This is a genomic window from Lutibacter sp. (assembly GCF_013139515.1).
Classification (GTDB): Bacteria; Bacteroidota; Bacteroidia; order Flavobacteriales; family Flavobacteriaceae; genus Lutibacter.
The window spans coordinates 1-24097 of record NZ_WTAR01000003.1 but is presented as its reverse complement, the minus strand read 5'-3'; the positions used below and the strand labels follow the sequence as shown (position 1 = coordinate 24097).

22 protein-coding genes are annotated in these 24097 nt (G+C 29.8%); 10 read left to right on the top strand and 12 right to left on the bottom strand.

Translation table 11 applies throughout. The features are described from left to right. Window positions 1-56 precede the first annotated feature (56 nt). The 3 genes from nifJ (at window position 57) to GQ540_RS00165 (ending at window position 5346) form a co-directional block, all read left to right on the top strand. Window positions 57-3587, top strand: a complete 3531-nt coding sequence (gene nifJ / locus GQ540_RS00175; RefSeq protein WP_291795515.1) for a pyruvate:ferredoxin (flavodoxin) oxidoreductase — start codon at window positions 57-59, stop codon at window positions 3585-3587. A 143-nt stretch (window positions 3588-3730) separates the two neighbouring features. Then, on the top strand, window positions 3731-4105 hold the full coding sequence (locus GQ540_RS00170) for a HEPN domain-containing protein (protein WP_291795512.1): 375 nt from the start codon (window positions 3731-3733) through the stop codon (window positions 4103-4105). Between the two features lie 65 nt (window positions 4106-4170). Then, on the top strand, window positions 4171-5346 hold the full coding sequence (locus GQ540_RS00165) for a GlmU family protein (protein ID WP_291795509.1): 1176 nt from the start codon (window positions 4171-4173) through the stop codon (window positions 5344-5346). Here GQ540_RS00165 and GQ540_RS00160 read toward each other — a convergent pair. Next, the gene (locus tag GQ540_RS00160; RefSeq protein WP_291795506.1) at window positions 5343-5936 is read right to left on the bottom strand and encodes a pseudouridine synthase; all 594 of its coding nucleotides are present in this window, start codon (window positions 5934-5936) and stop codon (window positions 5343-5345) included. The two genes, GQ540_RS00165 and GQ540_RS00160, sit on opposite strands and share 4 nt — an antisense overlap. Then, window positions 5923-8211, bottom strand: a complete 2289-nt coding sequence (locus GQ540_RS00155) for a type IA DNA topoisomerase (RefSeq protein WP_291795503.1) — start codon at window positions 8209-8211, stop codon at window positions 5923-5925. Before GQ540_RS00155 ends, GQ540_RS00160 begins: the two co-directional genes overlap by 14 nt. A gap of 213 nt (window positions 8212-8424) precedes the next feature. Here GQ540_RS00155 and lpxD point away from each other — a divergent pair, with 213 nt between their 5' ends. Next, a complete protein-coding gene (lpxD, locus tag GQ540_RS00150) occupies window positions 8425-9417 on the top strand; it encodes a UDP-3-O-(3-hydroxymyristoyl)glucosamine N-acyltransferase (RefSeq protein WP_291795499.1) in 993 nt (330 codons plus the stop codon). Between the two features lie 62 nt (window positions 9418-9479). Beyond that, window positions 9480-9959, top strand: a complete 480-nt coding sequence (locus tag GQ540_RS00145; RefSeq protein ID WP_291795497.1) for a hypothetical protein — start codon at window positions 9480-9482, stop codon at window positions 9957-9959. A gap of 59 nt (window positions 9960-10018) precedes the next feature. Here GQ540_RS00145 and GQ540_RS00140 read toward each other — a convergent pair whose 3' ends face one another. From GQ540_RS00140 to GQ540_RS00130, 3 genes are read right to left on the bottom strand one after another with little or no spacing between them, the layout of a single operon-like run. Beyond that, complete coding sequence (locus tag GQ540_RS00140; RefSeq protein ID WP_291795495.1) at window positions 10019-11095, bottom strand: hypothetical protein; 1077 nt, start codon at window positions 11093-11095, stop codon at window positions 10019-10021. Next, on the bottom strand, window positions 11079-11615 hold the full coding sequence (locus GQ540_RS00135; protein WP_291795492.1) for a hypothetical protein: 537 nt from the start codon (window positions 11613-11615) through the stop codon (window positions 11079-11081). The genes GQ540_RS00140 and GQ540_RS00135 overlap by 17 nt, the downstream gene beginning before the upstream one ends. A 2-nt stretch (window positions 11616-11617) precedes the next feature. Then, on the bottom strand, window positions 11618-12154 hold the full coding sequence (locus GQ540_RS00130; RefSeq protein ID WP_291795489.1) for an RNA polymerase sigma factor: 537 nt from the start codon (window positions 12152-12154) through the stop codon (window positions 11618-11620). A gap of 234 nt (window positions 12155-12388) precedes the next feature. On the opposite strand from GQ540_RS00130, the gene lon reads away from it, so the two are divergent. Beyond that, a complete protein-coding gene (gene lon, locus GQ540_RS00125) occupies window positions 12389-14842 on the top strand; it encodes an endopeptidase La (RefSeq protein WP_291795486.1) in 2454 nt (817 codons plus the stop codon). A gap of 56 nt (window positions 14843-14898) precedes the next feature. Here lon and GQ540_RS00120 read toward each other — a convergent pair whose 3' ends face one another. The 5 genes from GQ540_RS00120 to def all read right to left on the bottom strand — a co-directional run bounded on the left by GQ540_RS00120 (window position 14899) and on the right by def (window position 18861). Continuing rightward, window positions 14899-16116, bottom strand: a complete 1218-nt coding sequence (locus GQ540_RS00120) for an IS4 family transposase (RefSeq protein WP_291795483.1) — start codon at window positions 16114-16116, stop codon at window positions 14899-14901. Window positions 16117-16274: 158 nt separating this feature from the next. Beyond that, window positions 16275-17006 carry an SDR family NAD(P)-dependent oxidoreductase gene (locus tag GQ540_RS00115; protein ID WP_291795480.1) on the bottom strand — a complete coding sequence of 244 codons (732 nt, stop codon included), beginning with the start codon at window positions 17004-17006 and terminating at the stop codon, window positions 16275-16277. A 60-nt stretch (window positions 17007-17066) separates the two neighbouring features. Next, a complete protein-coding gene (mazG, locus tag GQ540_RS00110; RefSeq protein WP_291795477.1) occupies window positions 17067-17846 on the bottom strand; it encodes a nucleoside triphosphate pyrophosphohydrolase in 780 nt (259 codons plus the stop codon). Between the two features lie 3 nt (window positions 17847-17849). Continuing rightward, window positions 17850-18269, bottom strand: a complete 420-nt coding sequence (locus GQ540_RS00105; protein WP_291795474.1) for a DUF5606 domain-containing protein — start codon at window positions 18267-18269, stop codon at window positions 17850-17852. Between the two features lie 7 nt (window positions 18270-18276). Beyond that, complete coding sequence (def, locus tag GQ540_RS00100) at window positions 18277-18861, bottom strand: peptide deformylase (protein ID WP_291795471.1); 585 nt, start codon at window positions 18859-18861, stop codon at window positions 18277-18279. A gap of 167 nt (window positions 18862-19028) precedes the next feature. Between def and GQ540_RS00095 the strand changes: the two genes are divergently transcribed. Next, window positions 19029-19832: a polysaccharide pyruvyl transferase family protein gene (locus GQ540_RS00095; protein WP_291795470.1), complete on the top strand. Its 804-nt coding sequence runs from the start codon at window positions 19029-19031 to the stop codon at window positions 19830-19832. A gap of 8 nt (window positions 19833-19840) precedes the next feature. On the opposite strand, the gene ruvX is transcribed toward GQ540_RS00095, so the two are convergent. Continuing rightward, window positions 19841-20248, bottom strand: coding sequence for a Holliday junction resolvase RuvX (gene ruvX, locus GQ540_RS00090; protein ID WP_291795467.1), 408 nt, complete (start codon window positions 20246-20248; stop codon window positions 19841-19843). Between the two features lie 97 nt (window positions 20249-20345). Between ruvX and GQ540_RS00085 the strand changes: the two genes are divergently transcribed. The 3 genes from GQ540_RS00085 (at window position 20346) to GQ540_RS00075 (ending at window position 23254) form a co-directional block, all read left to right on the top strand. Continuing rightward, window positions 20346-21161: a 2,3,4,5-tetrahydropyridine-2,6-dicarboxylate N-succinyltransferase gene (locus tag GQ540_RS00085; RefSeq protein WP_291795464.1), complete on the top strand. Its 816-nt coding sequence runs from the start codon at window positions 20346-20348 to the stop codon at window positions 21159-21161. A 95-nt stretch (window positions 21162-21256) separates the two neighbouring features. Then, window positions 21257-21820, top strand: coding sequence for an L-threonylcarbamoyladenylate synthase (locus GQ540_RS00080; protein ID WP_291795459.1), 564 nt, complete (start codon window positions 21257-21259; stop codon window positions 21818-21820). A 3-nt stretch (window positions 21821-21823) separates the two neighbouring features. Continuing rightward, window positions 21824-23254: an HD domain-containing protein gene (locus GQ540_RS00075; RefSeq protein ID WP_291795456.1), complete on the top strand. Its 1431-nt coding sequence runs from the start codon at window positions 21824-21826 to the stop codon at window positions 23252-23254. Between the two features lie 7 nt (window positions 23255-23261). Here GQ540_RS00075 and GQ540_RS00070 read toward each other — a convergent pair. Then, a partial coding sequence (locus GQ540_RS00070; RefSeq protein WP_291795453.1) for an ABC transporter ATP-binding protein occupies window positions 23262-24097 on the bottom strand: 836 nt, incomplete at its 5' end.

Sequence of the window (24097 nt, the reverse complement as noted above, 5' to 3'; positions counted from 1 at the left end):
AAGATTTTACATCTACAATTCATTTTACAAATTATCATAAGTAAATACAACGTATAATGAAAGAAGAGAAAAAAAAGTTAATTTGTGATGCTAATGAAGCAGTAGCAATTATTGCTCACAAAACAAACGAAGTTTGTGCAATTTACCCAATTACCCCAGCATCACCAATGGGAGAACATGTTGATGTTTATAGTGCAAAAGGACAGAAAAATATTTGGGAGAATGTTCCAAGAATTGTAGAGATGCAAAGTGAAGGTGGTGCAGCTGGTGCTGTACACGGTTCTTTACAAGGTGGAGCACTTACAACTACGTTTACGGCATCACAAGGATTATTATTAATGATTCCTAATATGTATAAAATAGCTGGTGAATTATTGCCAAATGTTATACATGTTGCTGCAAGAACACTTGCTACACACGCGTTATCAATTTTTGGAGATCATTCAGATGTAATGTCAGCTCGTTCAACAGGTTTCTCTATGTTATTTGCAGGGAATGTTCAAGAAGCTCATGATTTTGCTTTAATATCTCAAGTTGCTACCTTAAAAAGTAGAGTGCCTTTTATGAATATTTTTGATGGATTTAGAACTTCACATGAAATTTCTAAAATTGATGCTATTCCTGATTCAGTTATAAAATCAATGATGCCAGAAGAAGAGGTAATGAAACTTAAGAAAAATGCATTGGATCCTGATAATCCTGTATTAAGAGGGACAGCTCAAAACCCTGATGTATTTTTTCAAGCACGTGAAGCTGCAAATACATATTTTCAAAAAGTTCCTGAAATTGTACAAGATACAATGGATGAATTCTATAAACAAACAGGAAGAAGATATAGCTTATTCCATTATGTAGGACACCCAGAAGCTGAGAAAGTAATTATTATTATGGGTTCAGGTGAAGGTCCAGTAAATGAAACTATTGAAACACTAGTAGAAAATGGTGAAAAAGTAGGAGCATTATTTGTTCGTTTATACCGTCCATTCTCATTAGCAGATTTCTTAGAAAGATTGCCTAAAACAGTTAAAAAAGTTGCTGTATTAGATAGAACTAAAGAACCAGGAAGTGTAGGTGAGCCATTATATTTAGATGTTGTAACTTCATTTGTTGAAATGAGTGATTACATGCCAACTATTGTTGGTGGTCGTTATGGTCTTTCTTCAAAAGAATTTACACCTGCAATGGTAAAAGGTATTTATGATGAATTAGATAAGAATTCTCCTAAAAATCATTTTACAATAGGTATTAATGATGATGTAACCCATACAAGTTTAGAATATGATACTGAATTTAAATTAAGTAAAGATACTTTTAATTGTATGTTTTATGGTTTAGGATCTGATGGTACAGTTGGAGCAAATAAAAACTCTATTAAAATTATTGGTGAAACTACTGATAATTACGTGCAAGGATATTTTGTTTATGACTCTAAAAAAGCAGGAGCTCAAACAGTATCTCATTTACGTTTTGGTCCAGACCCTATTTATTCTTCATATTTAATTAGCAATGCTAATTTTATTGCTTGTCATCAACCAAATTTTGTTAATGAATATGATATTTTAAAAAACATTAAAGAAGGTGGTACTTTTTTATTAAACACTCCACATTCTAAATATAAAGTTTGGGAAGAATTACCAGGTGTTGTACAACGTAAAATTATTGATAATAATGTTGAATTTTATGTGGTTGATGCAACTAAAGTAGCTCAAGCAGCTAATTTAGGAAAACGTACAAATACAATATTGCAAACCTGTTTCTTCGCAATATCAGGTGTTTTACCTAAAGATGAGGCAATTAAGAAAATTAAAGATGCAATTGTAAAATCATATTCTCATAAAGGAGAAGGCGTTGTTGAAATGAACTTTAATGCGGTTGATAAATCTTTAGAAAACCTTCAAAAAGTTGAATATCCTCGTCATACTACTAATGAAAATGATTTAGCAGCTATGATGACTGCAGATGCAGATGAGTTTACAAGAGAAATTTTAGGAACTATTTTATCAGGTAATGGAGATTCTTTACCAGTAAGTGCGTTCCCAGTTGATGGAACTTTCCCAACAGGAACAACTAAATATGAAAAACGTGGTATTGCAGATTTTGTACCAACTTGGGATGATGCAGACCTTTGTACACAATGTAATAAGTGTGTAGCAATTTGTCCACACGCAGCAATTAGAGCAAAAGTGGTTTCTAATGATTTATTAGTTGATGCTCCAGATTCACTAAAACGTGTTCCTGCAAAAGGAAGACCATTTAATAGTGAAACTGAAAGTTATATTTTACAAGTTTCTCCTGAAGATTGTACAGGGTGTGATTTATGTGTAGCTGTTTGTCCAGCTGAAAGTAAAGAAGTTGCAAATACTTTTGCAATTAACTTAGCTAAAAAACCAGATGTAGAAAAAGTTGAAAATGAAAACTGGAATCACTTTATTGATTTACCTGATTATGATAGAACAAAATTAGTAACTTCTACAGTTAAAGGTTCACAATTCTTGCAACCATTATTCGAGTTCTCAGGAGCTTGTTCAGGTTGTGGTGAAACACCTTATATTAAATTAGTTACTCAATTATTTGGAGACAGTATCTCAATTGCTAATGCAACAGGTTGTTCTTCAATTTACGGAGGTAATTTACCAACAACACCTTATACTACTAATAAAGATGGTAGAGGACCAGCTTGGGCAAACTCTTTATTTGAAGACAACGCAGAGTTTGGTTTAGGTATGAAATTAGCTTTATCTAAAAAACAAGAAATTGCATTTGATTTATTAAAATCATTAGAAAGAAAAATAGGAAGTACTTTAGTTAATAGTTTAGTTGATAATGTTGAAGGTACAGAAGCTTTAAAAGAGCAACAATTAAACAGTATTGAAGAGCTAAATGTAATTTTAGATACGATAGATACTTATGAAGCCAAAAAACTAAGAAACCTTTCTGAATATTTACGTAAAAAAGACGTTTGGATTTTTGGTGGAGATGGTTGGGCTTATGATATTGGTTATGGTGGTTTAGATCACTTATTCTCATCAGGAGAAAATATCAATGTTTTAGTAATGGATACTGAAGTATATTCAAATACTGGTGGACAAGCATCAAAAGCAACTCCAATGGGAGCAAGTGCTAAGTTTGCAATTTCAGGAAAACCAACTGCTAAAAAAAGTTTAGCATTACAAGCAGTTTCTTATGGGAATGTGTATGTTGCTCAAATTGCAATTGGAGCTAAAGATAACCAAACTTTAAAAGCAATTGCAGAAGCAGCAGCTTATCCAGGGCCATCATTAATTATAGCTTATTCACATTGTGGGGAACACGGTTATGATTTAAAAGACGGAACGTCACACCAAGAAAAAGCTGTTGAAACAGGTTATTGGCCATTATTTAGATTTAATCCTTTAGCTAAAAAAGGAAAGAAATTTAAATTAGATTCAAAAGCACCTTCAGCACCTTTAGAAGAGTTTATGTATACTGAAACTCGTTTTACAAGAGTTGTTAAAGAAAATGCAGAATTAGGTAAAGAACTGTTAGATAAAGCCCAAGAACAAGTAGATGTTCAATGGGAACGATTAGAACTTTATAAAAATTTATAAATTACACTAATTTTTGAAGTGCCAAGTTATTATACTTGGCACTTTTTTTGTACCTTTAAGTGTCGTTTTATAGTACTATTATATCGTATAATAATATATAAAAACTATAGTTTTAAAAAACATCAAAAATAAATTTTAAGCATATGAAATCTAGATCTGAAGCCTTTTTAAAAGAAGCAACAAAAAAACTAGAAACAGCAAAAGAAGAACTATTTAAACCAGCTGAAGATTTTGTAAGTTATTCGGTTTGTAAAAATTCTCAATTTGCGATAGAAAATTACTTGAAAGGGTTTTTAACCAAAAATGAAGTAACACTTCAACCCAATGAAACCATTGAAACTTTATACAATAAGTGCGTTGAAATTGACTCAAATTTTAAACAAATAGAAATGGGAGCTATTGGTTGTAAAAACCACGCAATAGATTCTCGTTATTGTTCTGAAATAAATTCGGTAAGCGCTTGTTATGATATTGCTGATAATATTGATACTTATTTGAAAAAATATAAAGTATTATAAGAACACATTTTTTTTAGTTTGACTACTAAAAAACTTACTGTACATTTGTTTAAATTATTTTAAAAATGAATTATATTTTATTTGATGGTACGGTACGTAATACACTATTGCCATTTACTTATACCAAACCAGTTGCCGATTTAAGAGTAGGAATATTAACTATTCGTGAAAAGTGGGAGAAACAACTAGGTTATACAACTACAACTATAACTGAAGAGTATTTAGAAGAAAAATACCCAATGGTTGAAATGGAGCAAAATATAATGATTAATGCTTCTTTTTTACCAACCAAAGCATTAATAGAAAAAGTTAAAAACCTTAAAGAAAATCAGGCTCTTTTTAAGAATGAAGAAGTCATTGCTTTTTTTACCAATGAAACACAAGAAGAAGTTAATTTTGAAAATTATGAACATGAAGATTTTAATTTTGATCTAATTCAAATTAAAAATACGTGGGATATATTTTCTCTAAATGATCAAGCAATTAGTGATGATTTTGAATTAATTACTGAAGGAAGAAAATCTCAGTCAATCCCTGTAGGAGTTCAATGTATTAATGAAAAAAATATATTTATTGAAGAAGGCGCTCAAGTTCTTTTTTCAATTTTAAACGCTACTGAAGGTCCAATTTATATTGGAAAAGACTCATTAATAATGGAAGGAAGTTTGATTAGAGGACCTTTTAGTTTGGGAGAACAGTCAGTTATTAAAATGGGAGCCAAAATTTATGGAGCAACAACAATTGGTCCTTATTGTAAAGTTGGAGGAGAAGTAAATAATTCAGTTTTGATGGGTTATTCAAATAAAGGACATGAAGGATTCTTAGGGAATTCCGTATTAGGAGAATGGTGTAATATTGGAGCAGATTCTAATAATTCAAACTTAAAAAATAATTATGCTGAGGTTAAATTATGGAATTATGAAGCTGGTAGATTTACTAAAACTGGATTACAATTTTGCGGTTTAATGATGGGTGATCATTCTAAATGCGCGATAAATACCATGTTTAATACGGGAACTGTTGTAGGCGTTAGTTGTAATATTTATGGAAGCAATTTCCCAAGAAATTTTATACCTTCATTTAGTTGGGGTGGTGCAGCAGGATTTTCAACGTATCAAATTAATAAAGCTAATGAAACAGCTAATTTAGTTTTAAAAAGAAGAAGTTTAGAATTTAACGAAGTTGAACAACGTATTTTTGAACATATTTTTGAAATAACTGAAAAATATAGAAAATTTTAAATTAACTTGTTAAGTTTTATAACTTCACCAGCAACCATATTATTAATGTGAATTACGCCAATTCTAACCCTTACCAACCGTAAGGTTGGAAAACCTACAGCGGCCGTCATTTTACGTACTTGTCTAAATTTACCTTCTCTTAAAGTAATAGAAACCCAACTAGTTGAGCCGTGCCTATCATCTCTAATTTTTTTTGCTCTTTTGGGGAGTTGAGGAGTTTTATCTATTTTTTTAACAATACAGTTTTTTGTAAAATATAGACCAGTTTCAGTGCTAATTTCTACACCATTTTTTAATTGCTCAATTGCTTCTGAAGTAATTTTTCCATCAACTTGTGCGTAGTATTTTTTTTCAACTTTACTACTTCTAATAAACTCACTCACTTTTCCATCAGTTGTTAGAAATAAAAGCCCTTCTGAAGTTTCATCTAAGCGCCCAATTGCCATCGTATTTTTAGGGAAATTATATAATTCACCTAACATTTTTTTATTTTTACGTCTGGTTTGATTATTCACAAACTGACTTAAATAACCAAATGGTTTAAAAATTATAAAATGCTGATGTTGTTGAGAATTTTTAAGCTGTTCCATTTAAAATTTCATAAACTAATTCTTTGGTAAGTTTTTGTCCTGCTGCTTTTTCTCTAATTTTATCGAAATTAAAAAGAAAATCACAACCACTTTTAAATTCACTACAACCATAAGCCGTTTTTCCTTTAAGTACAGTTCCTTTTTTACACTTAGGACAAGTTAATATGTCAGGAATTTTATTATTAACAACTTTCTTTTCTTCTAATTTTAAGTTGAAATTTTCATCAAAACGGACTAAACCTTCAGTTGTGCCAGTTTCAGTTTTAAAACCTTTTAAGTTTACTGTACATCCTTTATTTAATAAACGTATATATTGATTTTCTGAAATCTTTTTATCTAAAAAGTTAAATGGAAGACGAAGTGTACAACCATTTTTATAATCATTACAACCATAAGCTATTTTACCTTTTAAAATGGTGCCATTTTTACATTTAGGACATTTTTCTGCAGTAATTCCAGTTTTTTTAGTTGCTATTTTTTTTACCGTTGTTTTAGCAATGTTTGTTGATGAAATATTAGCTCTTCTAGTTTCAGAACGAACTTCGTACACTAAATTATCCACCATATTTTTCATGTTTTTTATGAATGTTCCGGCATTAAAATTTCCTTGCTCAATTTCTTTTAATTTTTTTTCCCATCTACCAGTTAATTCGGCAGATTTTAACAATTCATTTTGTATGGTATCTATTAACTGAATGCCAGTAAGAGTTGGTATAAGCTTTTTCTTTTTACGCTCAATATATTTGCGTCTAAATAAGGTTTCAATAATATTTGCACGAGTAGAAGGACGACCAATACCGTTTTCTTTCATTACTTCGCGTAAATCGTCATCATCTACTTGTTTTCCAGCAGTTTCCATTGCTCTTAAAAGTGTAGCTTCTGTATAATAACTTGGAGCCTTGGTTTGTTTTTCTAGAAATGATGGAATATGACTTCCTTTTTCTCCTTTTTTAAATGTTGGTAGAATTCCAACTTCTTTTTTTTCAACTCCAGGAGTTTCAAAAACAATACGCCAACCTTTTTCTAATATTTCCTTCCCACTAGTTTTAAAAGTTACATCATCTGCTTTTCCAATTACTGCAGTATTTGAAACTTTACAGTCTTCATAAAAAACACCAATAAATCTTTTTGTTATAATATCATAAACTTGTTGTTGAGCGTATTGCAAATTTATTTGAACTCCAGTTGGAATAATTGCGTGGTGATCGGTTACTTTTTTATCATCAAAAACTTTTGATGATTTCTTTATTTTTTTCTTTAATAAAGGTTGAGTTAAAGCATTATAGTTGGTTAAATTTTTTAAAATACCTTCAATTTTTGGGTATACATCATTAGGTAAAAATGTGGTGTCAACTCTTGGATAAGTAACGGCTTTTTGTTCGTATAGTTTTTGAACAATTTTTAAGGTTTCATCAGCCGAAAAACTAAACTTATTATTGCAATAAACTTGTAAACCAGTTAAGTCAAATAATTTTGGAGCGTACTCTGTACCTTTCTTTTTTGTAATGGAAACAATTTCAAAATCACTTTCTTTTACTTTATTTGCGAAAATTTCACCTTCCTCTTTCTTTAAAAACCGACCTTCTTCACAATTAAAGAGTGTTTCCCTATACAATGTTTGTAATTCCCAATAAGGTTTAGGTTTAAAACTTTCAATTTCTTTAAATCTATTTACTAACATTGCTAAAGTTGGAGTTTGAACTCTTCCTACAGAAAGCATTTGTTTGTATCCACCGTGTTTTACAGTGTACAATCTGGTGGCATTCATTCCTAATAACCAATCTCCAATTGCTCTTGAAAACCCAGCATAATATAAATTATCGTAATTTTCAGAAGGTTTTAAATTTTGAAATCCCTCTTTTATAGCTTCAGTAGTTAAAGAAGAAATCCATAAGCGCAAAACTTCACCTTTATAATTCGCCTGATTTATAACCCAACGTTGAATTAATTCTCCTTCTTGCCCAGCATCACCGCAATTTATAATAACAGACGCTTTATCAAATAAGCTTTTTACAATATTAAATTGCTTTTGAATTCCATCATTTGAAACAACTTTTGTTTGAAATTTTTCTGGAAGCATTGGTAAATTATTCAAATCCCAGCTTTTCCAGTAAGGCTTGTAATCATTAGGTTCAAATAAAGTACATAAATGCCCAAAAGTATAGGTTACTGCATAACCATTTCCTTCAAAATAACCATCGCGTTTTGTGTTTGCTCCTAAAACAGTAGCAATTTCTCTAGCAACGCTTGGTTTTTCAGCAATACATACTTTCATTTAGGCAGAAAAATTTAAAGTTTGAAAAGTACGGATTTTTGATGGAAATATTATAATACAATTATTGATTTTAGAGCATTTTATAAAAGAAAGTTTAAATTTATTGTAAATGAAAGATAAATTTGCAATTGAACTTTCATACTCTAAATATATTGATATATTTAACAAAATATTTATAACCTTAAGTTATCGCTGTTAAAAAAATAGAAAATAATGAAATCATTTACAATTCAAGAAATCAATACAATTTTAAAAGGTGAGTTAGTTGGGAATACAGACCAAAAAATTACTTCCCCTGAGCAATTAGAAAAAGCAACTAAAAATCAAATTACATTTATTGGTAGTAGGAAATATGTGCACTTATGGGATAAATCCAATGCAAGTGCTGCAATTGTAAACGATAATTTAAAGATTGAACCTAAAGATAACCAAGCATTAATTAAAGTAAAAAATGCGGATTTAGCGATGGCAAAATTGTTAGAAGCATTTAATCCTTGCCCACCTCAATTTGATGTTGATATTCATCCTACAGCTGTAATTCATGAATCTGCTAGTATTGGAAATGGTTGTAAGATTGGTGCTAATTGCTATATTGGTAGAGGTGTTGTAATTGGTGACGGTGCAATTTTATATCCAAATGTTTCCATTTTTGATGAAACAATAATAGGAAGTCATACTGTTATTTGGTCAGGTACGGTCATTCGTGAGCGTTGTGAAATTGGAAGTCACTGTATTTTTCATACGAATGTTAGTATTGGCGCTGATGGTTTTGGATACAGACCTAGTGATGATGGAAGAGGTCTTGTAAAAATACCTCAAATAGGAAATGTTGTAATTGGAAATTATGTTGAAATAGGTGCTAACTCTACAGTTGATAGAGCAAAATTTAGTTCTACTGTTATTGGTGATGGTTGTAAAATAGATAATTTAGTTCAAATTGCTCATAATTGTGTTTTAGGCCGTTCTTGTATTATGGCAGGAAGTAGTGGTTTAGCAGGTTCTGTAACCTTAGGAGATGGCGTTATTATAGGAGGAAGTTCTTCAATAAAGGATCATTTAACAATTCATTCAGGTGCTGTTGTTGGTGGAGGTTCTGGTGTAATGAGCGATGTTGCTGCTGGTAAAACGGTAGTGGGTTATCCAGCAACCGATTCTAGAGATATGTTTAGACAATGGGTAGCTTTAAGGAAACTTGGGAAAAGTTAATTTTATAATAGACTTATAAATAATCAATTGTATTTGCTAGGGTAATGAATCCATATAAAATTATGAAAGAAGCATTAAAAGAAATAAAACCAGGTTTTGGTTTGGGCAATTTAAAATTTGGAATGTCTAGAGCTGAAGTTAAATTAATTATAGGAGAACCATCATTTATTGATAAGTATTCTCATTCCGATTCTAATGAAGACTTAACAGAAGCTTGGGAATATGATGAATTAAAACTATCGCTTAGTTTTGATGAAGAGGAAGATTGGAAATTACTTTTAATTTCAGTTTCTTCTAAATTTTATCAGTTGCAAGGAAAAAAATTAGTTGGTTTAGAAGAAAGCGATTTATTAAAATATTTGAAAGATATTAATTTAGGGGGCTTAAATTTAGAAGATTGTTCAGAAAATGATAGTGAAGATCAAAAAGTAATTGAAATAGATGAAAAATCTATTAACTTTTGGCTAAACGATGGTGTTTTAGATGAAATACAATGGTCACCATTATTTATTGATGATGATACTATAAAGTGGCCTAAATAAAAAAGCCGAGATTTTAAATCTCGACTTTTTTAAAATTTCAAGGTATTTATGTTCAAAATTTAATAACTATTAAACGTTACATTTCCATAGCTAGTTTTTAAAATAATGCTACTATTTGAGTTTGATGAATTAAAATATCCTTCATATTTTTTTGAAGTTGATTTTTTAATTTCTTTGGTAAAAGTAAAACCTTCATCAAATTTAAATTCACCATAATTTATAGAAGCAGTAATATTAAATGATGCTGAAGAACTTACACCAAATTTCACGTTAGTATATGAAGATGTTAATTTTATGCTTTTAAAATTAGTATCTAACTCTTTAATTTTTATTGAACCGTAATCAGCATTTAAATCTCCCATCTCTCTTAACTTTCCAACAGTTGTATGCATATAGTCACTATTTCCAATTAAACTTTCACAATTTTCAATTTTTAAATCTCCATAATCACAGTTGTAATTTAAACTTTCAAGCTTCCCAAAAGAAATATGTGAATAATCGGCATTTAATTTAATTTTTCCAGATTTTTCAACGTGCAGTGTAGAGTAATCAGCATTAATTTCACCATCTTTCATAAAATCAATAGTTGATTTATTGGTATAATCTATATTAATATGGTTGTTAGCATTTAATAATTCACCAATAGTTAATTTACCATAATCACAATTAATTTTTGAAGTTCCTTCTAGTTTATCTAAACTAATTGCTCCGTAATCGTTATTTAAATCAACATTATTTGTTACAGGTATTTTAATAATATAATCAATTTGCATATTTACATTATTATTTTTCCCCCATAAGTTCCAATTGCTTGAGTTTTTTTCAATGATAGTTTTAGCTGAAACATTGCTTGAACTTGCTTCAAATTCAACATCAATTTGTTTTAAACGTTTTTCAACTTTATCTTCATCATTCCCATTGGTAGTAATGGTTATGTCAATTACAATTTTATTTTCATTCCAACTTGCAATTGTAATATTTCCATATTTATTATTCACATTTAAAGTAGCATCTTTAGATACTTTATACTCCTTATTTATGGTTTTAGACTTGGTATATTTTCCTTTTTTATCAGTAGCAGTAATTGTAAGTGGTATTAGGAAAATTATAAGTACTATTTTATATATAGTTTTCATTGTTTTGTGTTTTTAATTGTTTTATTGTTTCAATTTGAATTAACAAACTTTGTAAAATATCAATACGTTGTTGAAAATTTGAAATCATTGCGTAAATAATTCTTCTGTCTTCACTACTTTCTTTGAGCTCTAAAGTAAGTAGCTGGTATTGATTTTCTAGTTTGTTTATTTGTAAAAGAGCATCGTTAATTAGTTGCTCAGTTGTAGTATTTCGTTCATTTTCAATTGTTGAAAGTTCTTTTTGAATTGTTGTAATAAAATAACTTTGTGTTTCTTCCATTTCAGAAGAAATACCTGCTAATTCCATTCCTTTATTAGAGAATGATGCTCCCATCCAAACGCCAACCATTAATATTATGGAGGCTGCAACAGCTGCATACGAAAATAATTTAAAGCTTTTCTTTGAAGTAGGTTTACTGTTTAGTTTAGCTTCAAACCTGTTAAAATGACCAATAGATGGTTCTTCAATATCAAATTGATTTTCTAACTCTTTAAATGTATGTTCTAAATTATCTTTCATTTTTATTGAGATAAAAGTTGTCTTAATTTATTTTTTGCTCTAGATACAGTTGTTCTACTATTTTCATAACTTATATCCATAATTTGAGCTATTTCTTCATAATCGTATCCTTCAATTAAATTTAACGTTAATGCCACTTTATAATTATTTTTAAGTTGCGCTACTTTGTTTAAAATGTCACTCGTTTTTAACAAACTGTAATCGTGCTTTTCATCTTCAACATCTTTTACAGTTACTTTTTCAAGTGAAACAGTTTCTAGTTTGTTATTATTTTTTAAAGCTGTTAAACTTTTATTTATTACAATTCTTTTTAACCAAGCTCCAAAAGTTACAGTTTCACTAAATGAATCTAATTTTGTGAAAGCAGCTAAAAATGATTCTTGCATTATGTCTTCAGCTTCAAAACTATTATTTACAATTCTTAAAGCCGTATTATACATTGCTTTATAGTATTGTTTATACAGTGAAAACTGTGCTGTTTTATCACCTTTTTTACAACGTTCTACAAGTTGGTTTTTATGTTGAATCTGTACTTCCAAAAATTGATTTCTATATTAAAGACATTGTTATTTGTAAACTGTTACAGTTTTATTTAAAGTTACTAAAAAAATATGTTTAGGTTTCACTTATTTGGCATAACAATTGAAATTTAATAATTGAAAATATTGTTAGCGCAATTATAAACTATTGATAATCAGAAAAATAAATCATTTTCGTTTTAATGTTTTCTTCAAAAAGGAATTTATTAATGACAAAATGACCCAATAAAGACTATGAGTAAATCAAAATTTTTAAATATAGACAATATGTCATTACAGCACATTTTAGATGAAGATGCTGATTTAATACCTTTAATGACCCCTGAAGATGAAGAGGAAATAAATAAAGAAGATGTACCAGATGTATTACCAATTTTGCCATTGCGTAATACTGTTTTGTTTCCGGGAGTTGTAATACCAATTACTGCAGGAAGAGATAAATCAATACAATTAATTAAGGAAGCAAATAAAGGAAATAAAATTATTGGTGTTGTAGCACAAAAAAATGAAACAGTTGAAGACCCAACAATTAATGATATTCATAAAGTTGGAACAGTTGCACGTATTTTAAGAATGCTAAAAATGCCTGACGGAAATATAACTGTAATTATTCAAGGAAAAAAACAATTTGAAGTTGATACTTTTGTACAAGAAGAACCTTATATACAGGCAACTACAAAAGCACGCGTTGAAGATAGATCAGAAGAGAAAGAACCTGAATTTGTAGCAATTATAGATTCAATTAAAGAGATGGCTGTTCGTATTATTAAGGAAAATCCAAATTTACCTTCAGAAGCTTCTTTTGCAATAAAAAATATTGAAAGTAAACCATTTTTGATAAATTTTGTTTCGTCTAATATGAACTTAAAAGTTGAAGAAAAACAAGAATTATTAGAAACTACGAACTTAAAAGAACGTGCTTTATTGACGCTGAAAAAGATGGATGCTGAGTTACAGCGTTTAGAATTGCATAGTGATATTCAATCTAAAACACGTTCTGATATGGATCAGCAACAACGTGAATATTACTTACATCAGCAATTAAAAACAATTCAAGAAGAATTAGGAGGCGTTTCGTACGATGAGGATTTGGAAGAAATGCGTGTGAAATCTAAATCTAAAAAGTGGAATAAAGATATTCAAGAAACGTTTGATAAAGAGTTAGGGCGTTTACAACGTATGAACCCACAAGCTGCTGAGTATTCAATTCAGCGCAATTATTTAGATTTATTGTTAGAGTTACCTTGGAACGAATATTCTAAAGATAAATTTGATTTAAAACGAGCTCAAAAAATATTAGACAGAGATCATTTTGGGTTGGATAAAGTAAAAGAACGTATTATTGAACATTTAGCTGTGTTGAAATTAAAAGGCGATATGAAATCGCCAATAATTTGTTTGTACGGCCCTCCAGGAGTTGGTAAAACTTCTTTAGGAAAATCAATAGCTGAAGCATTGGGAAGGAAGTATGTGAGAATGTCTTTAGGTGGTGTGCGTGATGAAGCTGAAATACGTGGACATAGAAAAACGTACATTGGTGCAATGCCAGGTAGAATTATTAAAGACATTAAAAAAGCAGGAACATCAAACCCTGTTTTTGTATTGGATGAGATTGATAAATTAGCCTCCTCAAGTCATAATGGAGATCCATCTTCAGCAATGTTAGAAGTTTTAGATCCTGAGCAAAATACTACTTTTTACGATAATTACTTAGAAAAAGATTACGATTTATCTAAAGTGTTGTTTGTTGCAACAGCAAATAGTTTATCAACAATTCCTTGGGCTTTACGTGATAGAATGGAAATTATTAACGTTTCGGGTTATACTATTGAAGAAAAAGTTGAAATAGCAAAACGTCATTTATTGCCAAAACAGTTAAAGGAACATGGTTTAACTAGTGAGCACCTTCAAATAGGAAAAAAACAATTGGAAAAAATTGTTGAAGCTTATACTCGTGAATCTGGAGTAAGAGGTTTAGAAAAACAAATAGCTAAAATGGTGCGTTTTGCAGCAAAATCTATTGCAATGGAGGAGGAGTACGATACTAAAATTTCAATAGAAATTATTGAAAAAGTATTAGGACCCTCACATTTAGAGCGTGATAAATATGAAAGTAACGATGTTGCAGGTGTTGTAACAGGTTTGGCTTGGACAAGTGTTGGAGGTGATATTTTATTTATTGAATCTATTATTTCAAAAGGAAAAGGACTTACAATTACGGGTAATTTAGGGAAAGTAATGAAGGAGTCTGCAACAATTGCTATGGAATATATTAGAGCAAATGCAAGTGATTTTGGAATTGATAGTGAAATTTTAGACAAATACAAAGTGCATATTCACGTTCCTGAAGGCGCAACGCCTAAAGATGGGCCAAGTGCAGGTATTACCATGTTAACATCATTAGTGTCAGTATTTACACAGCGAAAAGTTAAATCTAGATTAGCCATGACGGGTGAAATTACTTTAAGAGGTAAAGTATTACCAGTTGGTGGAATTAAAGAAAAAATATTGGCAGCAAAACGCGCTAATATTAAAGAATTAATTCTTTCTGTAGAGAATAGAAAAGATATTGAAGAAATTAAACAATCTTATTTAAAAGGATTAACATTTAATTATGTTTCTGAAATGAAAGAAGTTATAGATTTAGCTTTAACAAAACAAAAAGTTAAAAACGCTAAAAAATTATAATCAAAAAAAGCAGCCAATTGGCTAGTCATGGTCGGAAGAAATTTCGACCATTTTTTTTAGGTTTCAAAATGGTCTAGTTTGCCTTCACATTTTACAACAATCATAGCAATAGCCAAGTTTCTAAGCTCCATTTTAAATCTTCTTTTAGCGGTTTTATAACCTATTTTGTTGGCTTTCTTATATATTAAGATTAACATGGCAACAATTAAAGTCATATATAGCATGACCTCTATTCCATTTTTGTTTAACGAAACAAGATGGCTTACATTTAGTTCTTGTTTTATAAAACGAAAGAATACTTCAATATCCCATCTTCTTCTATAGGCTTGAGCAACTTGTTTAGCAGATAAATCAAAATTATTGGTAATAAACCAAAAGACTTTAGAATCTTCTGTTTTTGTTTTCGCAACAATTAGGCGAAAAGGGGTTTCTACCAATTCTTCTCTATAGTGAATATTCCCTTTTTTGTTGTTGATAGGTCTTCCTGTATAAAGATGCACTTTACTATCTTTAACAAGGGTCAGTTCTCCTAAATCTAAATCTTGACCTTGCTTAAGTAATGATTGTAGTTCTACATGTTTTCGATTTTCTTTTGCTCGAACAATAAAAGTAACAGCATCATTACTAAATGATTTCATCGTTCTTGTAGACTGAAGTCCTCTATCAATAACATAAATATTTTGATGGTGAGTTTCTTGCTTCACATGATTCATTATAGCTTCTGGTAAAGCTATGTTCTCACTAGAATACTTTGATTTAGTAAACACATCAAAATGGCAAGGCAATAAACCATCAAATGCAACACTATATTTGACTGACTTTTTACCACTTTTATTATCAAGTCCTTCTAACAGTTTTCCTGCTGCTTCACTAACCATAGAACTATCAACATGAATTAATTGGTGTTTTGCGTTGCCTTTATTTGGATAAGCATCATAAAATTGCCTGTAAACGCATTGGTAGATCTGCCTAAAGTAATCAGAATCAATTTTAGAGAGTCGTTCTGAAATAGAACTACGCCTTATACTTTCTGATTTATCCAAATCAAAGAGTGTTTTAAAAATCACATCATTAAATGTGTCTTCTAAAGTACGCTGACTAAGTTTTTCGTTTTCTAAAATACCATATAATAAAAGATAGAACATTTTTTTTCCGTGAAGAACTTTAGCATAGTAATCTACTTTAGTGGTTATCGAGAGTTTGGATAAAAGAGCTTCTGGAATAACTCTTAATAATTGATTTACTGAAATTTTGTGACCTTTAAATATCGACATAATAAACTGATTAGCAGATATTAAGATACGAAAATTATGTCAAACACGCAAGGTAAATAATTGAGAATCAGATGATTAATTTACTTTGTGATCCTTTATAAAATAGAAAAGTCGGAAGAAAAAATCTTCCGACCATGACTACCAATTGGCTGCTTTTTTTATACGTTTCTTATATCTAAAATTCGCCCGTTTTTTAATTCACCAGAAATATCTAAATGGTAAATTTTAGTAGCAACTTCATTAGGTGAAATTAATTCACCGTGTTCATGAAAATCAATAAACCGTTGAACTGACTTGAAATTTTCTTTGGGTGTGTTTCTTGCTTCAGCTTGCATATCTGTGTCAACAATTCCTGGGTAAATAGAAACAATACTTACACCGTTTTGCACCTCTTTTTGTTCTTTAGAAAGTACTTTAGTCATCATGTCTACACCTGCTTTTGAAGAGCAATACATAGCCCAGCTTTCATATGGGTTAATAGCTGCACCAGATGAAATATTGAATAGTTGCTTTTTACAATCCCAATCTTTTGAAAGTTTTATAAATAGAGAATTTAAAATTAATGGAGCCACTAAATTAACTTGAATAGTATAGCTAATATTTGATGGAGAAATGTTTTCTAAAGTATTTACCGTTCCTAAATTTCCAGCATTATTAATTAGCGTTAAATTAACAGTGTTATTTTTATCAAAATGAGAAAATATTTCTACCATTGTATTTTCAATAGTATCTGGTTTGCTTAAATCACATTGATAATGTTCAACAGTATATAATTTTTCAATGTTACTTTTTGAAATTGAAATTACTCTATAGCCATTTTTATGATAAACACTTGCTAAGCCTAAACCTAAACCTCTATTCCCTCCAGTTATAATTACAATTTTCTCCATAATAGTATATTTGTTTTACTAAGGTAGAAAAATATTTTGATTGAAATAATACAGCTGATTTTATTTGTAGAATTTTTTTGATGCATTCCAAAATACATCCATTTCAGTGAGTGACATATCATGCAAATCTTTACCAATTTTTTTAGCTTCTTTTTCTAAAAATTGAAAGCGATTGATAAATTTTTTATTGGTGCGTTCTAAAGCATTTTCTGGATTTACGTTTATAAAACGAGCATAATTAATCATTGAAAATAAAACGTCACCAAATTCGGCTTCAATAGCATCTGTATTACCTTTCTTAATTTCAGTATTTAATTCAGAAAGTTCTTCTTGTACTTTTTCCCAAACTTGTGCTGGTTTTTCCCAATCAAAACCTACACCTGCAACTTTATCTTGAATTCTGTTTGCTTTTACCATAGCAGGTAACGATTTTGGAACACCTTCTAAAACAGAGTTTTTACCTTCTTTTAATTTAAGTTTTTCCCAGTTTTGTTTCACTTCTTCTTCATCCTTCACTTCTACATTGCTATAAATATGCGGGTGACGATAAATTAGTTTTTCGGCAATAGAATTTGCAACATCAGCGATGTCAAAATCATTGGTTTCAGAACCAATTTTAGCGTAAAAAACAATGTGAAGTAAAACGTCTCCTAACTCTTTTTTAATTTCTTGTAAGTCATTATTAAGAATTGCGTCACCTAATTCATAGGTTTCTTCAATAGTTAAATGCCGCAGTGATTCAAAAGTTTGCTTTTTATCCCACGGACATTTTAAGCGCAACTCATCCATAATGTCTAATAAACGACCAAATGCTTGTAATTGCTGTTCGCGAGTATTCATAAATTAAGCTTCTTCAGTTTCCTCTTCGGCCTCTTTTATTGCTGTAAAATCAAAGCTTTTTGAAGCTAATAAATTATACCATTGTAATACTTTTTTAATATTTGAAGTATATACACGTTCTTCATCAAAATCTGGTAATATTTCTCTAAAGTATGAAGTTAAAATAGTACCACTTTCTTTATGGCTAATAGCTTCTTTACCACTTTCTTTTTCACCAATGCCTTTTAATACAATTCGCAACGGAATTTCTTCTTCATACGTATAAATTGCAATTTCGTTTAAAGCGCTAATGTTGTGAGTAACAGTAATTGGAAATCTTTTTGAATCAATTAGCGATTCTACAATAATACCACCTTTAGATTGTGCTTTAATTTCGTATAATCCTGGTTTTCCGTTAATTGCAACTATATCTTTTAATTCCATAATATTCTTATTTTTTTAGAAAAGGAAATTTCATTCTGTAACTTGGATTTATTTTTCCTTTTGAAATATTTTCTAATTTCTTTTTAATTAATCGTTTTTTTAATGATGAAATTTTATCGGTAAATAATATTCCTTCAATGTGATCGTATTCGTGTTGAACAACTCTTGCGGCTAGTCCGTCTAGTACATCGGTGTGTTTTTTAAAATTTTCATCTAAATACTCAATAGTAATTTTTTCTTCTCTGTATACGTCTTCAGTAATATCAGGAATACTTAAGCAGCCTTCGTTAAAAGCCCATTCATCACCTTCTTCTTTTATTATTTTAGCGTTAATAAAAACCTTTTTGAAAGTTGCTAAAAAATTACGCTCATTTTCATCTAGATCTTTATCATTTTCAAACGGAGAAGTATCAACAATAAAAATTCTAATTGCTTTACCAATTTGAGGCGCAGCTAAACCAATACCGTTTGCATTTACCATGGTTTCTTGCATATTTTGAATAAGTTGAGAAAGATTTGGGTACTCTTTATCAACATCAATACCTACTTTTCTTAAAACAGGGTCGCCATATGCAATAATTGGTAATATCATATTCTTTTTTTGGTTTGCAAAAGTACAAAAGATTAGATAAATAATGAAATAGTTATCATTAAACTGAAAATTAAATGAAAGTTTAGTATAAAAAAATAGTAGAGTTTATAAAACCTGATACTTTTGTTGTGTTATTTAATTTAGGTAATTTTGGTAAAAATATAGATATGAGTTTTAAATTCCCTTGGTTTAAATCAGATAAAAATAATAGTATTTACCTTTCTTATGATGCGCATAGAAATAATTTTGGAGATATTTTAAACCCAATAATTGCTAATTTTTTTGGTTCAAAAAAAGTTAAAAGAATATCGAAAAGAAAGTGTAGAAAACTTACACACTATTTTATGATAGGTTCTATTCTGCAAAGAAGTACTCGTAATTCTATTATTTGGGGAAGTGGTTTTATTTCTGCTGATTCAATTTGTGATGAACTTCCCAAAAAGGTTTTAGCGGTTAGAGGTCCTTTAACTAGAGCGAAATTGATTGAACTTGGTGTAGATTGTCCTAAAATTTATGGTGATCCTGCATTATTGTTACCTGAAGTATATCCTGCAAAACATAAAACAGCACACTATAAATTAGGTATTATTCCTCATTATCACGATAAAAATAACTCATTATTAAAAAGTCTATTTTCTAATAATCCTGCAATTAATATTATTGATGTTCAAAATAAAAACCCATTAAAAGTTGTTGATGAAATGTTGAAGTGCGAAAAAATTATTTCAAGTTCACTGCATGGGATAATTATTGCTGATGCATATAAGATACCATCTGTTTGGGTAGAATTTTCAGATAAAGTTTTTGGGTCGGGTTTTAAATTTAGAGATTATTTTGAATCGGTAGGGCGTTTAGATAAAACTCCTTATCAATTTGAGGAATTTAAAAATTTAGATGAAATTCTAAATGTTTTTGAAGAATATGAAATTGAGATAGATTTAGAAAAACTCAAAAAGTCATTTCCTTTTTAAACCTTTTATTATTGATTTAAATAAGTTTGTAAAATAATGGTTGCACTAATTTCATCAACAAGAGCTTTGTTTTGACGTTGTTTTTTTTTCAAACCACTATCAATCATGCTTTGAAAAGCCATTTTTGAAGTAAAACGTTCGTCAACTCTTTTTATTGGAATTTTTGGAAATGTTTGACTTAATTTTAAAATGAATGGCCTTATAAATTGTTCGCTTTCGCTTTCAGTATTATTTAGTTGTTTTGGTTCTCCAACAATAAATAATTCTACACGTTCAGTTTTTAAATATTCAGTTAAAAAAGAGAATATTTTTTTAGTATTAACTGTAGTTAACCCTGATGCAATAATTTGTAATTCATCTGTTACAGCAATGCCAGTTCTTTTTTCTCCGTAATCAAAAGCTAAAATTCGAGCCAAAATATTAACGATATTTTTAAAGTTGTGCAAATTTAGTGATTTTGAACGATAATTTTTTTTTAAACTATATATTTGTGCTCAATAGAATTTTTAAAGAATGAATGCAATAAAAAAAATTATAGAAGCCGCTTGGGAAAATAGAGAATTGTTAAAAGAAGAAATTACTCAAAATACAATTCGTGAAGTTGTTAATTTATTAGATAGTGGTACACTTCGTGTAGCTGAACCTATTGATGGTGGCTGGCAAGTAAATGAATGGGTGAAAAAAGCAGTGGTATTATATTTTCCTATACAAAAAATGAAAACTTTAGAAGTTGGTATTTTTGAATATCATGATAAGATTCCATTAAAAACGGGTTATAAAGAAAAAGGAATTAGAGTTGTACCGCATGCAGTTGCTCGTCACGGTTCTTATATTGCTCCAGGAACTATTTTAATGCCAAGTTATATAAATATTGGTGCTTATGTAGGTGAAGGAACTATGGTTGATACTTGGGCTACAGTAGGTAGTTGTGCTCAAATTGGAAAAAATGTTCATTTAAGTGGTGGAGTTGGTATTGGTGGAGTTTTAGAACCTTTACAAGCCGCTCCAGTTATTATTGAAGACAATGTATTTGTTGGTTCTCGTTGTATTGTTGTTGAAGGTGTTCATGTTGAAACTGAAGCTGTTTTAGGTGCTGGTGTGGTTTTAACAATGAGCACTAAAATTATTGATGTTACTGGTGATAAACCTATTGAAATGAAAGGGAGAGTTCCTGCTCGTTCTGTAGTAATTCCTGGTAGTTATAAAAAACAATTTCCTGCAGGAGAGTTTAATGTTCCTTGTGCTATGATTATTGGTAAGCGTAAAGAAAGTACTAATAAAAAAACCTCATTAAATGATGCGCTTCGTGAAAATGATGTTGCAGTTTAATTAGAAACTCAGAATAAATTAAAAAAACTTCAAAAAATATTTTTTGAAGTTTTTTTTATAACTATTATTTAAAGGTTTATTTTTGCAAAATTAGTATGCTAAAGTTAGAATTAAATAAATCTCTAGAAGTATTAAATAATCAAAAAATACTTTTATATCCAACTGACACTGTTTGGGGAATTGGTTGTGATGCAACTTCAGAAAAGGCTGTGGGAACTATTTTTAAGATTAAAGAACGAAACGAAAGTAAAAGTTTAATAATTTTAGTTGATGGTATTGAAATGCTTCAAAAATACATTCCAACAATTTCAGAAAACATTTTAAGTCTTTTGTCAAAAACTACAAAACCAACAACTATTATTTATAACAATCCAATTGGTTTAGCTAAAAATGTGGTGGCAAAAGATAACTCTGTGGCGATTAGAATTGTTAAAAGCGATTTTTGTAAGCAATTAATTACTGCATTTGGGAAACCAATAGTTTCAACTTCAGCAAATATTAGCGGAAATAAAACTCCTAAATGTTTTAAAGAAATAGATAAATCAATTTTGGATAGCGTAGACTATATTGTAAATTTGCATAGCGAAGTAGTCAATGATAAATCTTCTACCATATTAAAAGTAGCTGATAACGGTGAGCTAATAGTACTTCGAAATTAATTTATGTCAATAAACAACAGTTATAAAGATGCATTAACGCATCCTATTTTTGAATATATATCAAAAGCATCCACTAATTTACAATTAGAAACCTATGTTATTGGGGGTTTTGTACGTGATTATTTTTTAAAGCGAGGAACTCCTGACGATATTGATATTGTAGCTATTGGTAGCGGAATTGACTTAGCTAAAGAGGTTGCAAAATTGTTGCCTAACAACCCAAAAGTACAAGTTTTTAAAACATACGGAACAGCTATGTTACGTTTTGAAGATATTGAAATTGAATTTGTTGGCGCTAGAAAGGAGTCTTATAATGAAGATAGTAGAAATCCCGTTGTTGAAGATGGAACTTTACAAGACGATCAAAATAGACGAGATTTTACTATAAATGCGTTGGCATTAAGTTTAAATAAAACAGATTTTGGAACATTGCTAGATCCTTTTAACGGATTAAATGATTTGCAAAACAAAGTCATAAAAACACCTTTAAATCCAGATATTACCTATTCAGATGATCCATTGCGAATGATGCGTGCTGTACGTTTTTCATCTCAATTAAATTTCAATATTGAAAGTGAATCACTAAGTGCAATTAAACGAAATGCAAGTAGATTAGACATTATTACTTGTGAACGTATTATAGTTGAATTTAATAAGATAATGCTTTCTAAAGTTCCTTCAGTTGGATTATTATTGCTTCATAAAACAAGTTTATTGGAACGTTTTTTAATTGAACTTACTAATTTACAAGGTGTAGATGAAGTAGAAGGGCAGAAGCATAAAGATAACTTTTACCACACTTTAGAAGTGGTAGATAATATTTCTGAGAACACCAATAATTTGTGGTTGCGTTGGGCTGCGCTTTTGCATGATATTGGTAAAGCACCTACCAAAAAATTTGATACTATTATTGGTTGGACTTTTCATAGCCACGAATTTGTAGGTGCAAAAATGGTGTATAAATTATTTAAACGGTTAAAAATGCCTTTGAATGAGAAAATGAAATTTGTTCAGAAAATGGTCTATTTAAGTTCTCGTCCAATTGTATTGGCAACTGATGTTACTGACTCAGCGGTTAGACGTTTAATTTTTGATACAGGTGATGATATTGATAGTTTAATGACGTTGTGTGAAGCTGATATTACCACTAAAAATCCTGCTAAATTTAAAAAGTACCATAACAACTTTAAAATTGTTCGAGAAAAAATTAAAGAAGTTGAAGAACGAGACCACGTTCGTAATTTTCAACCACCAATTTCTGGTGAATTAATTATGGAAACCTTTAACTTAAAACCTTGCCGAGAAATTGGAACAATTAAAGATGCTATTAAAGAAGCAATTTTAGAAGGTGAAATAACTAATAATTATGATGAAGCTTATGCTTTTATGCTTAAAAGAGCTGAGAAATTAGGATTGAAAATAGTTAGTAATTAATAATTATTTAAAAAGATTGCATAGTAACTAGCTTAAAGTATTCACCTTTTTTTGTAATTAACTCTTCGTGTTTACCTTGTTCAACAATTTTACCCTTTTTCATAACTACAATTAAATCGGCTTTTTGAATTGTAGATAACCTGTGAGCAATAACTAATGACGTTCTGTTTTCCATCATTTTCTCTAGTGCTTTTTGTACTAATTGTTCGCTCTCGGTATCAAGTGCAGAAGTAGCTTCATCTAAAATCATTATTGGAGGATTTTTAAGTACAGCACGCGCAATACTTAAACGTTGTTTTTGTCCACCAGAAAGCGTATTTCCACTGTCACCAATATTTGTTTCGTATTGGTTAGGTAAATCTTTAATAAACTCATGTGCGTTCGCAATTTTAGAAGCTTCAATTACCTGTTCAATTGTTTCATTTTCAACACCTAAACTTATGTTATTTTTAACAGTGTCATTAAATAAAATTGATTCCTGTGAAACTATTCCCATTAAATTACGCAGTGATTTTTGTTGAATGTCTTTTATGTCAACTCCATCAATTTTAATTACTCCAGTATTTACATCATAAAAACGTGTAATTAAATTTGCAAGTGTAGATTTCCCACTACCAGATTGACCAACCAAAGCTACTGTTTTCCCTTTTGGAATATGTAAAGAGAAATCTTTAAGAACATATTCATTTAAATATTTAAATGAAATATTTTCAAAAGAAATAGCAGTTTTAAATGTATCTTTTTTTGAAGCATTTGGTTTATCTACAATGGTATTTTTGGTTTCTAAAACTGTTAAAATTCGTTCAGCTGAAGCATTTCCCTTTTGAATGTTATAAAATGCTG